The organism is Enterococcus haemoperoxidus ATCC BAA-382, from assembly GCF_000407165.1.
GTDB lineage: Bacteria > Bacillota > Bacilli > Lactobacillales > Enterococcaceae > Enterococcus_L > Enterococcus_L haemoperoxidus.
This window is the reverse complement of sequence record NZ_KE136479.1, coordinates 1-12,411: the sequence shown is the minus strand read 5'-3', so window position 1 is coordinate 12,411 and position 12,411 is coordinate 1. Positions and strand designations below refer to the sequence as shown.

The 12,411-nt window shown below is 41.8% G+C and carries 7 protein-coding genes, 25 tRNA genes and 2 rRNA genes; all 34 read right to left on the bottom strand.

Annotation, left to right across the window (positions count from 1 at the left end; translation table 11 throughout):
• Positions 1 to 9: 9 nt before the first annotated feature.
• Positions 10 to 327 (bottom strand): cupin domain-containing protein, encoded by a 318-nt coding sequence (locus I583_RS00170; protein ID WP_010762509.1) that lies wholly within the window; start codon positions 325 to 327, stop codon positions 10 to 12.
• A gap of 199 nt (positions 328 to 526) precedes the next feature.
• On the bottom strand, positions 527 to 1,009 hold the full coding sequence (locus I583_RS00165; RefSeq protein ID WP_010762508.1) for a nucleoside deaminase: 483 nt from the start codon (positions 1,007 to 1,009) through the stop codon (positions 527 to 529).
• 26 nt (positions 1,010 to 1,035) lie between these two features.
• Positions 1,036 to 1,797 carry a tyrosine-protein phosphatase gene (locus tag I583_RS00160; protein WP_010762507.1) on the bottom strand — a complete coding sequence of 254 codons (762 nt, stop codon included), beginning with the start codon at positions 1,795 to 1,797 and terminating at the stop codon, positions 1,036 to 1,038.
• 111 nt (positions 1,798 to 1,908) lie between these two features.
• Positions 1,909 to 2,730 (bottom strand): histidine phosphatase family protein, encoded by an 822-nt coding sequence (locus I583_RS00155; RefSeq protein WP_010762506.1) that lies wholly within the window; start codon positions 2,728 to 2,730, stop codon positions 1,909 to 1,911.
• Between the two features lie 16 nt (positions 2,731 to 2,746).
• Positions 2,747 to 4,180: a 6-phospho-beta-glucosidase gene (locus I583_RS00150; RefSeq protein WP_010762505.1), complete on the bottom strand. Its 1,434-nt coding sequence runs from the start codon at positions 4,178 to 4,180 to the stop codon at positions 2,747 to 2,749.
• A 78-nt stretch (positions 4,181 to 4,258) separates the two neighbouring features.
• Positions 4,259 to 6,160, bottom strand: a complete 1,902-nt coding sequence (locus I583_RS00145) for a beta-glucoside-specific PTS transporter subunit IIABC (protein ID WP_010762504.1) — start codon at positions 6,158 to 6,160, stop codon at positions 4,259 to 4,261.
• A gap of 155 nt (positions 6,161 to 6,315) precedes the next feature.
• The gene (gene licT / locus I583_RS00140; RefSeq protein ID WP_010762503.1) at positions 6,316 to 7,155 is read right to left on the bottom strand and encodes a BglG family transcription antiterminator LicT; all 840 of its coding nucleotides are present in this window, start codon (positions 7,153 to 7,155) and stop codon (positions 6,316 to 6,318) included.
• A gap of 254 nt (positions 7,156 to 7,409) precedes the next feature.
• Positions 7,410 to 7,481, bottom strand: a tRNA-Glu gene (locus tag I583_RS00135).
• Between the two features lie 12 nt (positions 7,482 to 7,493).
• Positions 7,494 to 7,567: transfer RNA gene (locus I583_RS00130), tRNA-Ile, on the bottom strand.
• Positions 7,568 to 7,579: 12 nt separating this feature from the next.
• Positions 7,580 to 7,650, bottom strand: a tRNA-Gly gene (locus I583_RS00125).
• A gap of 17 nt (positions 7,651 to 7,667) precedes the next feature.
• Positions 7,668 to 7,740: transfer RNA gene (locus tag I583_RS00120), tRNA-Phe, on the bottom strand.
• A 14-nt stretch (positions 7,741 to 7,754) separates the two neighbouring features.
• Positions 7,755 to 7,828 (bottom strand) — tRNA-Asp (locus I583_RS00115).
• A gap of 48 nt (positions 7,829 to 7,876) precedes the next feature.
• Positions 7,877 to 7,950: transfer RNA gene (locus tag I583_RS00110), tRNA-Met, on the bottom strand.
• Positions 7,951 to 8,075: 125 nt separating this feature from the next.
• Positions 8,076 to 8,165 (bottom strand) — tRNA-Ser (locus I583_RS00105).
• An 18-nt stretch (positions 8,166 to 8,183) separates the two neighbouring features.
• Positions 8,184 to 8,255: transfer RNA gene (locus tag I583_RS00100), tRNA-Glu, on the bottom strand.
• Positions 8,256 to 8,264: 9 nt separating this feature from the next.
• Positions 8,265 to 8,352 (bottom strand) — tRNA-Ser (locus I583_RS00095).
• 18 nt (positions 8,353 to 8,370) lie between these two features.
• A tRNA-Ile gene (locus tag I583_RS00090) sits at positions 8,371 to 8,444 on the bottom strand.
• A gap of 4 nt (positions 8,445 to 8,448) precedes the next feature.
• Positions 8,449 to 8,519, bottom strand: a tRNA-Gly gene (locus tag I583_RS00085).
• A 12-nt stretch (positions 8,520 to 8,531) separates the two neighbouring features.
• Positions 8,532 to 8,605, bottom strand: a tRNA-Asp gene (locus I583_RS00080).
• 48 nt (positions 8,606 to 8,653) lie between these two features.
• Positions 8,654 to 8,727, bottom strand: a tRNA-Met gene (locus I583_RS00075).
• 125 nt (positions 8,728 to 8,852) lie between these two features.
• A tRNA-Ser gene (locus I583_RS00070) sits at positions 8,853 to 8,942 on the bottom strand.
• A gap of 25 nt (positions 8,943 to 8,967) precedes the next feature.
• Positions 8,968 to 9,041: transfer RNA gene (locus I583_RS00065), tRNA-Ile, on the bottom strand.
• Between the two features lie 18 nt (positions 9,042 to 9,059).
• Positions 9,060 to 9,133 (bottom strand) — tRNA-Met (locus tag I583_RS00060).
• Positions 9,134 to 9,151: 18 nt separating this feature from the next.
• Positions 9,152 to 9,224 (bottom strand) — tRNA-Ala (locus I583_RS00055).
• Positions 9,225 to 9,234: 10 nt separating this feature from the next.
• Positions 9,235 to 9,308, bottom strand: a tRNA-Pro gene (locus tag I583_RS00050).
• 10 nt (positions 9,309 to 9,318) lie between these two features.
• Positions 9,319 to 9,392, bottom strand: a tRNA-Arg gene (locus I583_RS00045).
• A 10-nt stretch (positions 9,393 to 9,402) separates the two neighbouring features.
• A tRNA-Leu gene (locus tag I583_RS00040) sits at positions 9,403 to 9,488 on the bottom strand.
• A gap of 14 nt (positions 9,489 to 9,502) precedes the next feature.
• Positions 9,503 to 9,574 (bottom strand) — tRNA-Gly (locus I583_RS00035).
• A gap of 8 nt (positions 9,575 to 9,582) precedes the next feature.
• Positions 9,583 to 9,655, bottom strand: a tRNA-Thr gene (locus I583_RS00030).
• A 35-nt stretch (positions 9,656 to 9,690) separates the two neighbouring features.
• Positions 9,691 to 9,772 (bottom strand) — tRNA-Leu (locus I583_RS00025).
• A gap of 12 nt (positions 9,773 to 9,784) precedes the next feature.
• Positions 9,785 to 9,857: transfer RNA gene (locus tag I583_RS00020), tRNA-Lys, on the bottom strand.
• Between the two features lie 6 nt (positions 9,858 to 9,863).
• Positions 9,864 to 9,936: transfer RNA gene (locus tag I583_RS00015), tRNA-Val, on the bottom strand.
• Positions 9,937 to 9,950: 14 nt separating this feature from the next.
• Positions 9,951 to 10,066, bottom strand: a 5S ribosomal RNA gene (rrf, locus tag I583_RS00010).
• A 97-nt stretch (positions 10,067 to 10,163) separates the two neighbouring features.
• A 23S ribosomal RNA gene (locus tag I583_RS00005) occupies positions 10,164 to 12,411 on the bottom strand; the annotation flags it as partial.

Below are 12,411 nucleotides of genomic sequence, written 5' to 3'. Positions count from 1 at the left end.
ATGTTTGTTTTACGTGCGTTCAACTAACATCCAAACAACAACCGCCGCTTGGTCCCCATCGTTATAGTTGATATGTCCTTCACCTGCTTCGATCAGCTGAGCATCACCTGGTTTTCCAACTAAATCTTGTCCATCTTCTAAAATTGTATGAGCTTCACCAGCAACTACATAAGAATATTCATCTTGATCATGTCTAGCAAAACCATCTAATGGTCTTTTTTCTCCTGGTTGTAGAATAACTACACCCATCTGGACGTTTTCATTTGGTTGATTCTCTGCATCGAAAAAAATCGTCATTTCTTGCGGCAGCGATGGTTTGATAATCATACTTTAATAACCTCTCCTTTTTTTGTAGGTGATTTTATCTATTATTGCCTTAAGTTTTCAATAAGTCAATAACATTTTTGAAAATTCTGACATTTTAATTTAAGTTAAAATAGAATTATTTAAAGTAGAGGTGCGGATCAATACTGATATTCAGTTTTGACCCACACCCTATAACTATTTTCACAATGGAATTTTTTTATTAACCCCAATAGCCTTCATGAACAGCGGCTGCCGCTTGCTCAATTTCAGGAAACGGGCCAATTACTTGAATATTTTTTTGACCATGACGCAATATTTCTTTTGAAGGGAGGTCAAAAGTTGGATTTTGTTCGTTATCACCAGTTAGTTCTAGTAAACGTTTTTCAGTCATTGCATATACGATGGTTCCAATATTTCCCCAGTATATCGTTCCAGTACACATCGCACATGGCTCTGCTGTAGTATACAACGAGCACTCCCATAAAAATTCTTTGCTATATTTTTGTGAAGCTCTTGCCGCTAAGGTCGTCTCCGCATGTCCTGTACAGATATTTTCTGTCATTTCGATATTTTCCTGCTCTAAAAGAATATTCCCTTCCTTATCGGCCAATAAAGCCCCAAAAGGCGTATTGCCATGTTCACGAGCTTTTTGAGAAATTTCAATACAGCGATTCAATAGTTTAATATGTTGATTTTTCGTCATAACTGATTCCTCACCTCTCATACGTTTTAATCTAAAACAAAGCGATGGTTCAATACTTCTTTTGTTCCTTTATCGATGCCAATTGCTTGTTTTAAATAAGCAGAGACGTCTCCATACTGCTTTTCAACGGTCTGATAAAAATTATCTAGATAGCTACTATCTACATTTAAAGCAACATGTAACGCTTCTAAATTTGCTTCTTCTAACTGGGCTTTTTTAGCTTGTTCTAAAATCTGTGCATTTTCTTTTTTTCTTAAATTATTTGTTAACAGATAATCTGTATAAATAGCTTCTCTTGGTACATCCAATGTTTCTAAAACTAATAATGCAGCAATTCCTGTACGATCTTTTCCTGCAAAGCAGTGGAATAATATACTTTCTTCTTGTGGTAACGCTAAAATTTCTTCAAAAAACTTATTGTAGCCTTTTTGTGATGTCGTATTTAAAGCAATATCAGCATAAAGTTTTTCCATATAAGCGGCTGATTTCTCAGGAGATCCGATTTTAACAAAATCTTCGATCGACGCGCCTTCATCTTTGATATCTTCCAAAATATCAATATGGATGTATTCTGCTTTAGGAACAGACATATCTGGCCTTTCTCCAACTTCAGCTTCACTTCTTAAATCAATGATTTTGCCTAAACGATAGATTGTTTCTAATCGCTGTTCGTCATCTTTTGTTAAATTAGATAGCTCTCCTGATCTTAAAAAAACATCTTTTTTAATTTCCTTGCCAGCTTTATTTTTAATACCACCGATATCACGAAAATTTGTAATAGTCACCATAATTTTTATCCCTTTTCCTTCTTTTTGTTCTTATTATACACAAAATTCGATCAAAAATGTTTCTTTGATCGAATTTTTGCTTAAATGAAGTTGAAGTTGTCTGTTTCTGGTTTATTTTTTTTGCCCTGCTTCAACATAACTTAGATCATTGATCTTATCTAACGTGTATTTCCCATCTTTATATTTTACAGTACAAACACTGGCGTTTTTTAAACCGCCTTCTGGAATCTTATAGTCATCAAATAATGTAGCGAGTAAAGCAGAAATGCTCAATCCGTGTGAAGCAATCAAGACATTGCCAGAACCTTCGTTTTTCATTTCTTTTTCAACGATATCATCAAGACCTGCTTTAAGTCGAGTCGTGATTGTCTTGTAATCTTCAGCTGGCCAATTGACTTTAGCTTCTTCTACATTTTTAGCATCTAACTTAGCAACGCTATTCGCAAATGATTCTGGTGTCATATTTTTCATAAACTCTTCTAATGTAACGCCTTGATCATCCGCAATATCTTGCCACATGGTATGATTTAAATCGCCTTCGTAAGTTCCAAAATTAAATTCTCTTAAACGCTCATCTGTGATGACTTTTAGATCAGATGATTTTTCGTTTTCTTTTACAATCAAATTTGCTGTCTGAATTGCACGACCACTATCACTACTATAAGCATTTTGGAATTCGATATCTTTTAAACCAACTCCTGCAGCTGTTACAACGTCTTCGCCAGCTTTCGTTAAGACTGCGTCTGACCAACCTTGAACTCGATCGGTTGTATTTAACATTGTTTTACCATGACGCACAATGTACAATGTCAATTCTTCCGGTGCTTTTTTTGCTGTTGATGCATCATCTTTTTTGACGTTACCATTACCACATCCTGAAACTACTAATAACCCTAACATTAAAACCCCTAACAGTTTTACTACTTTTTTCATTTGATAGCCCCCTATTTTATTCGTTCGTTAAATCTTCTCCATTAGTCGCAATGACTTTTTTATACCAGTCAAATGATTTTTTCTTCGAACGTTTTAAGGTTCCATTCCCTTCATTGTCACGGTCTACATAAATGAAGCCGTAACGTTTTTTCATTTCACCTGTTCCAGCTGACACTAAATCGATACAGCCCCATGTTGTGTAACCGAGTAAATCTACGCCATCAAGCTCTACCGCATCTTTCATTGCTTGAATGTGTGCAGCTAGGTAGTCAATACGATAATCATCAATCACGTTGCCATTTTCGTCTGGTGTATCGACGGCACCTAATCCATTTTCAACGATAAACAATGGTTTTTGGTAACGATCATATAGATCATTCATTGTTGTACGTAATCCTAATGGATCGATTTGCCAGCCCCATTCACTTGCTTCTAAATATGGGTTTTTCACTGAAGCAAAGATATTTCCAGCTGTTTGTTCATTAACCGCTGGGTCTGTTGATTGAACACGTGATGAGTAGTATGAGAATGAAATAAAGTCTACTGTGTGTGCTTTCAATAATTCTAAATCACCGTCTTCAATTGGCAATTCGATACCTTCACGCTCTAATTCTTTAAGAGCATACGCTGGGTATTCGCCACGTGATTGAACGTCGATAAAGAAGAAATTCTCACGATCGGCTTTACGTGCTGCCCAGACATCTTCTGGTTTACATGTATATGCATAGTTTGTACCAGCTGCTAACATACAACCGACTTTGTTTTCTGGGTCGACTTCATGAGCGATTTTCGTTGCGATCGCACTTGCCAATAATTCATGATGCGCTGCTTGATATTTGACTTGTTCTTTGTTTTCGCCTTCTTCAAAGTAAAGACCCGCGCCCATAAATGGTGCATGTAAGATCATATTGATTTCGTTGAACGTCAACCAATATTTTACTAAGCCTTTATAACGGTTGAAGATCACATTACATAGATTTTCATAAAAACCAACAAGCTCGCGACTACGCCACGCACCATATTTTTCCACTAAGTGCATTGGACAATCAAAGTGAGTGATCGTTACAAGGGGCTCTATATTGTGTTTACGGCATTCTTTGAACAAATCTTCATAGAACTTCAAGCCTTCTTCATTCGGCTCTGTTTCGTCTCCTAGAGGGAAAATACGACTCCAGGCAATTGATAGGCGGTAAGTCTTAAAGCCCATTTCGCCGAATAATGCGATATCTTCTTTATAACGGTGATACATGTCGATCGCATTTTGAGCTGGGTAAAAATGTTCATCATCAAATGCAAACATTTTTTTCTCTCCAGTGATTACTGGGAAACGATCTGGTCCAACTGGGGCTAAGTCCACGTTCGCTAAACCTCGTCCTCCTTCGTTATAACCGCCTTCACATTGATTGGCAGCTGTTGCGCCGCCCCATAAAAAATCTTTTCTAAATGCCATATCAAAATTCCTTTCTTTGAAAAGCTTACAGCAAAGCCTATCCTGCTTCACTGCAAGCTCAATTCTTATCTATTATTTTTAAGTTAATCCAGTAATTAATGTATCATTTGAAGTTACTTCGCGTTCTTGCGTTTCTACGATATCTAGATAGTCACCAGTATTTGTAACAATAACCGGCGTTTCTACACTATAGCCAGCTGCTTTAATCGCTTCTATATCAAATGTAACTAAAACTTGCCCTTTTTTCACTTTGTCACCTTGGGACACTTTTCCTTCAAATCCGGTTCCTTCTAGCTGAACAGTGTCCATACCAATATGGATCAGCAATTCCATACCTTGATCTGATATCAAACCAATCGCATGTAACGTTGGGAATAGTGTCATAACTGTGCCATCAAACGGTGCTCTAACTACGCCTTCTGTCGGTTCAATCAAAACACCTTTACCTAAAGCACCTTGTGCGAAAGCTTGATCACTTGCTTTGCTTAAAGGTAAAACACGTCCTTTAACTGGACTTAAAACGGCTTCTTTTAATGCTTTTTGAGCTTTTTTATTTTCAGTGATTTCTTCTAATACTGTATCATCTTTCCAGAAAAAGAATGTTAATGTAAATCCGATAACGACAGCAATCAAGATTGCGACAAAAGAATGAATCATTCCACTTGCATCGTCACCATTAATAAAGTTTAATACTCCGAAAATTCCCAATCCGCCCATTGTATAAGAGGTTACGCCATTGATCATTAAGTACAATCCACCGACTGCAGCTCCGATCATTGAAAAAATAAAAGGTGTTTTTCTTGGTAAAGTAATACCATAAATTGCAGGTTCAGTGACTCCAAAAATCCCAGAAATGATTGCTGGAGGACATAGAGCTTTCATTTTTGCATCTTTTAATTTAAAGAACATTGCCATAACTACTGCTGTTTGAGCAAAACTTGCTGCAAAAGACCCCACTAATACTTGGCTTGCTCCTTCTTGAGTAATTTGCATGATTGCAAGTGGCACAACACTCCAGTGCAAACCGAAAATAACCAATACTTGCCAGAAGAAACCAAGAATAACACCATACAATGCTGGTGAGAAGCCCATTAAAGCTTGGAAGCCAGCGCTTAGTAAGTCTGTTAACATACTAATGATTGGACCAATCACTAAGAAACCTACTGGTAAAGCAATCAATAGTACAAAGAAAGGTACCAAGAATGTTTGAACAACTTCAGGAATAAGTTTCTTGAAGAGTTTTTGAATTTGGGCTGCAAAAGCAACAATGAATATAATCGGTACAACACTACTTGTATAGCCAGCACCAACCCATGGAATACCTAAAAATGTGTCATAAGCAGGTAATCCTAATAGACTATATGGCGCTGGAGCACCTGCACCTGCTGTTGCTTCAAAAGCAGCTTGTAAAGCAGACCCTTGAACAGTTGGGTAACAAAGCGCTGCTCCAATAACAATTCCCACCATTGGGTTTAAATTGAATTTTCTAGCTGCTGTATAGCCTAAAATAACTGGCATGAAATAGAAGATTGCATCGCCAATACCATTTAACATTGTATATGTCCCAGAAGTAGCGGAATATAATTTCAAGAAAACTAGTAAAGCATTTAGACCTTTTACCATACCAGCTGCAGCTAATGCTCCCAAGAACGGTTGGAAACAGCCACTTAAAATATCGATCAAACGATTGAATAAATTCCCACCAGATGATTCTTGTTCTGCATCTGCTGAAATTCCAGCAATACTTACAACATCTTCATACACAGCTGGGACATGATTCCCAATTACTACTTGATATTGTCCACCGCTTTTCATTACAGTAACGACACCATCCATGTTTTTTAAAACATCGTCATTTGCTTTTGATTCGTCTTTCAATTTAAAACGTAAGCGTGTAATACAGTGTGTCAAGCTATTGATATTTTCCTTTCCGCCTACATTGTTAACAATTTTCTCTGCTAAATCATGATATTTTCCCATTTTTTGTTCCTCCAAAGTTTAGTTTTTTTCAATCCATTACTTTTGAAGGTTTAGCCAACTTAATGTCACTATCCAAGGGGTCTTGCTTTGCGGTTCCCACTCTTCTCCCCACCTTTCGTTCCATTACTAATCTATACTTAGATTTGATAATCTTGTTAACCATTTGTCTGTATAACTCTTGCAATGTGAATAATCAGATACATTTTCTCTTCTTTAGAAATAGTATAGTCATAGCCTTCAGTTAAGAATTTAGAAATTTTATTCACACAATTGTAGGCATTACGATACTTTTTTTTAATTACTTCATATAGTTCCCCATCATCTTCATCATGTAATTCTTTATGATTTAATAAACGATAAGCAAAAAATTTTAAATGAGTACTAAAACGATAAAAATAGACCGAGTCTTCATTAAAAGTAATTTTAAAATGATATTTCACAATATTCGTAATTTCTTGCATAATTTTTGTTAGTTCATAAACATTTCCAACTTCTTCATCCATTTCGGCATTGACTATATGTAAAGCAATAAATCCTGCCTCATCTTCTGGTAGTTGCACATCAAACTTCTCTTTAACCATCTCGACAGCCTTATTCCCAATGATGTATTCATCTGAAAAAAAACGCTTAATATCCCATAATAGAAAGTTCTTCACTTCAATTCCTTGTCTCATACGCTCTAAAGCCGTATGAAGGTGATCTGTTAGAGAAATAAAGATTGTATCATTTAGTCGTCTACCCAGTTTGGTCTTAGCATATGTTATAATTTCATCTGATAATTGCATTACTTCTAAGGGTAATTCTTCCAATAACTCTTGGAATTTCAAAGAAGTATCCTGGTTTGCTAGCCGAAATACTTGATCAACTTGTTCTTCTGGAATAAAATCACCTATTTTTCTTTTAAAAGCAATACCACGTCCCATCACGATTTGTTCCTGCTCATTTGTATCCAACGTAATCACAACATTATTATTCAAAATTTTTTGAATAACCATTTTTTCGCTCCCTTCTTCACGCTTATCCCCTTTAATTGTAAAAAAGAAAAACCCAACCTTTCCAAAAAAGAAGAATATCTTCCTCATTGGAAAAATTAGGTTTAGCTTGTATTTAAACAATCACTATCCATCTATTTACTTGTTGTGTACAAGCATAGAATACCCTATTATAATAGCATTGTCAACGTTTTCATTAAATTTGTTTTAAAAATAATAAAAAAACATTCAGCACATAGCTAAATGTTTTCAAAGCATGACCCGTACGGGAATCGAACCCGTGATACCGCCGTGAAAGGGCGGTGTCTTAACCGCTTGACCAACGGGCCTTTTAAAAATTATGGGCCTAAATGGACTCGAACCATCGACCTCACGCTTATCAGGCGTGCGCTCTAACCAGCTGAGCTATAGGCCCTTAAAGAAAAAAAGCGGGTGACGAGAATCGAACTCGCGACAACAGCTTGGAAGGCTGTGGTTTTACCACTAAACTACACCCGCATGTTTCTTCTTTCAAATGGCGCAAGACAGAATCGAACTGCCGACACACGGAGCTTCAATCCGTTGCTCTACCAACTGAGCTACTGCGCCAAAAACTAATAAAACGGTCTGGACGGGACTCGAACCCGCGACCTCCTGCGTGACAGGCAGGCATTCTAACCAGCTGAACTACCAAACCAAAATAAATGTATTGCATCACTATATTACATATGCTTTTAAAAAGCAATTGCGGGGGCAGGATTTGAACCTACGACCTTCGGGTTATGAGCCCGACGAGCTACCTGACTGCTCCACCCCGCGATAATTATAGTCTATTGACTATAGAAAGGTGATGATTCTTGGTGATCCCTAGTAAGGTTACTTCTCTCACTATGTTCGCCAAGTATTGATAAGCATTAGTGCTAAAACACTGTGGTTATCAACAAAGGAGGATAAGGGATTCGAACCCTTGCACGGTTTTACCCGCCTGACGGTTTTCAAGACCGTTCCCTTCAGCCGGACTTGGGTAATCCTCCGGAATAAATATTAAAACATGACCCGTACGGGAATCGAACCCGTGATACCGCCGTGAAAGGGCGGTGTCTTAACCGCTTGACCAACGGGCCGCTATGAAACGGAGAAGGAGGGATTTGAACCCTCGCGCCGGTTTCCCGACCTACACCCTTAGCAGGGGCGCCTCTTCAGCCACTTGAGTACTTCCCCAAGAAAAATATTTAAAAATGGGCCTAAATGGACTCGAACCATCGACCTCACGCTTATCAGGCGTGCGCTCTAACCAGCTGAGCTATAGGCCCATAAAGCGGGTGACGAGAATCGAACTCGCGACAACAGCTTGGAAGGCTGTGGTTTTACCACTAAACTACACCCGCAATACTTTAAAACGGTCTGGACGGGACTCGAACCCGCGACCTCCTGCGTGACAGGCAGGCATTCTAACCAGCTGAACTACCAAACCAAAATAAATGTATTGCATCACTATATTACATATGCTTTTAAAAAGCAATTGCGGGGGCAGGATTTGAACCTACGACCTTCGGGTTATGAGCCCGACGAGCTACCTGACTGCTCCACCCCGCGATAATTATAGTCTATTGACTATAGAAAGGTGATGATTCTTGGTGATCCCTAGTAAGGTTACTTCTCTCACTATGTTCGCCAAGTATTGATAAGCATTAGTGCTAAAACACTGTGGTTATCAACAAAGGAGGATAAGGGATTCGAACCCTTGCACGGTTTTACCCGCCTGACGGTTTTCAAGACCGTTCCCTTCAGCCGGACTTGGGTAATCCTCCGGAATAAAATAAATTGTCACTACAATGGACCTTGTAGGACTCGAACCTACGACCGGACGGTTATGAGCCGTCTGCTCTAACCAACTGAGCTAAAGGTCCTTGGCTCTTAAAAAGTAATCGCGGCGAAGGGGATCGAACCCCCGACCTCCCGGGTATGAACCGGACGCTCTAGCCAGCTGAGCTACACCGCGAAAATAATAAAGTACTAATGGAGCCTAGCGGGATCGAACCGCTGACCTCCTGCGTGCAAAGCAGGCGCTCTCCCATCTGAGCTAAGGCCCCACAAAATAAATCGGGAAGACAGGATTCGAACCTGCGACCCCTTGGTCCCAAACCAAGTGCTCTACCAAGCTGAGCTACTTCCCGTATTTACAAATGCACCCAAAGGGAGTCGAACCCCTAACCTCTTGATTCGTAGTCAAGCACTCTATCCAGTTGAGCTATGGGTGCTACATTTCTATGCCGAGGACCGGAATCGAACCGGTACGGTGATCACTCACCGCAGGATTTTAAGTCCTGTGCGTCTGCCAGTTCCGCCACCCCGGCGAAAGAACAAGCTAAGCGGAAAACGGGGTTCGAACCCGCGACCCCCACCTTGGCAAGGTGGTGCTCTACCACTGAGCTATTTCCGCAGTCTGGATGCCGGCTAAAGGATTTGAACCCTCGACCCTCTGATTACAAATCAGATGCTCTACCAACTGAGCTAAGCCGGCGTTATAATCGCCTAGTAATAAAACGAGACTAAAAATGCGGGTGAAGGGACTTGAACCCCCACGCCGTAAGGCGCTAGATCCTAAATCTAGTGCGTCTGCCAATTCCGCCACACCCGCAAAATATTCCTATGAGCCGTGCAGGGCTCGAACCTGCGACCCTCTGATTAAAAGTCAGATGCTCTACCAACTGAGCTAACGGCTCAAAAAATGGAGGTTGACGGGATCGAACCGCCGACCCCCTGCTTGTAAGGCAGGTGCTCTCCCAGCTGAGCTAAACCTCCAAGACAACACTTTAGCGTGGCGACGTCCTACTCTCACAAAGGGAAACCCTTCACTACAATCGGCGCTAAGAAGCTTAACTTCTGTGTTCGGCATGGGAACAGGTGTATCCTTCTCGCTATCGCCACCACACTGGGTGTTGTTGCTATTCAATTGAGTGATTATTCACTCAAAACTGGATTGAAGTAATGTAATCAAACAGTCCGAAAAACTTTTTTATTTCGTTTCTTTGGTTAAGTCCTCGACCGATTAGTATTGGTCCGCTCCGTACATCACTGCACTTCCACTTCCAACCTATCTACCTGATCATCTCTCAGGGGTCTTACTTTCTTAAAGAAATGGGAAATCTCATCTTGAGGTGGGCTTCACACTTAGATGCTTTCAGCGTTTATCCCTTCCCTACATAGCTACCCAGCAATGCCCTTGGCAGAACAACTGGTACACCAGCGGTAAGTCCATCCCGGTCCTCTCGTACTAAGGACAGCTCCTCTCAAATTTCCAACGCCCGCGACGGATAGGGACCGAACTGTCTCACGACGTTCTGAACCCAGCTCGCGTGCCGCTTTAATGGGCGAACAGCCCAACCCTTGGGACCGACTACAGCCCCAGGATGCGACGAGCCGACATCGAGGTGCCAAACCTCCCCGTCGATGTGGACTCTTGGGGGAGATAAGCCTGTTATCCCCAGGGTAGCTTTTATCCGTTGAGCGATGGCCCTTCCATGCGGAACCACCGGATCACTAAGCCCGACTTTCGTCCCTGCTCGACTTGTAAGTCTCGCAGTCAAGCTCCCTTCTGCCTTTACACTCTGCGAATGATTTCCAACCATTCTGAGGGAACCTTTGGGCGCCTCCGTTACTCTTTAGGAGGCGACCGCCCCAGTCAAACTGCCCACCTGACACTGTCTCCCACCACGATAAGTGGTGCGGGTTAGAGGGTTCATAACACAAGGGTAGTATCCCACCAGCGCCTCCACCGAAACTAGCGTTCCGGGTTCATCGGCTCCTACCTATCCTGTACATGTGGTACAAACACTCAATATCAAGCTACAGTAAAGCTCCATGGGGTCTTTCCGTCCTGTCGCGGGTAACCTGCATCTTCACAGGTACTAAAATTTCACCGAGTCTCTCGTTGAGACAGTGCCCAAATCGTTACGCCTTTCGTGCGGGTCGGAACTTACCCGACAAGGAATTTCGCTACCTTAGGACCGTTATAGTTACGGCCGCCGTTTACTGGGGCTTCAATTCTGAGCTTCGCCGAAGCTAACCCATCCTCTTAACCTTCCAGCACCGGGCAGGCGTCAGCCCCTATACTTCATCTTTCGATTTTGCAGAGACCTGTGTTTTTGATAAACAGTCGCTTGGGCCTATTCACTGCGGCTGACCGAAGTCAGCACCCCTTCTCCCGAAGTTACGGGGTCATTTTGCCGAGTTCCTTAACGAGAGTTCGCTCGCTCACCTTAGGATACTCTCCTCGACTACCTGTGTCGGTTTACGGTACGGGCAGTTGTTTTCTCACTAGAAGCTTTTCTTGACAGTGTGACATCAGGAACTTCGGTACTATTATTTCCCTCCCCATCACAGCTTGTCCGTATAGAGTAAAGCATTTGACTCTACTCAAGACTTACTGCTTGGACATGCACTTCCAGTCGCATGCATTCCTTAGCCTCCTGCGTCCCTCCATTGCTCAAACAAAAACAACTGGTACAGGAATATCAACCTGTTGTCCATCGCCTACGCCTATCGGCCTCGGCTTAGGTCCCGACTAACCCTGGGCGGACGAGCCTTCCCCAGGAAACCTTAGTCATACGGTGGACGGGATTCTCACCCGTCTTTCGCTACTCATACCGGCATTCTCACTTCTAAGCGCTCCAGCCGTCCTCACGATCGACCTTCAACGCCCTTAGAACGCTCTCCTACCATTACACCAGAGGTGTAATCCACAGCTTCGGTAATATGTTTAGCCCCGGTACATTTTCGGCGCAGGGTCACTCGACTAGTGAGCTATTACGCACTCTTTAAATGGTGGCTGCTTCTGAGCCAACATCCTAGTTGTCTGTGCAACCCCACATCCTTTTCCACTTAACATATATTTTGGGACCTTAGCTGGTGGTCTGGGCTGTTTCCCTTTCGACTACGGATCTTATCACTCGCAGTCTGACTCCCGGATATAAATGAATGGCATTCGGAGTTTATCTGAATTCGGTAACCCGAGATGGGCCCCTAGTCCAAACAGTGCTCTACCTCCATCATTCTTAATTCCGAGGCTAGCCCTAAAGCTATTTCGGAGAGAACCAGCTATCTCCAAGTTCGTTTGGAATTTCTCCGCTACCCACAGCTCATCCCCGCACTTTTCAACGTACGTGGGTTCGGTCCTCCAGTGCGTTTTACCACACCTTCAACCTGGCCATGGGTAGATCACATGGTTTCGGGTCTACGACTACATACTCATTCGCCCTATTCAGACTCGCTTTCGCT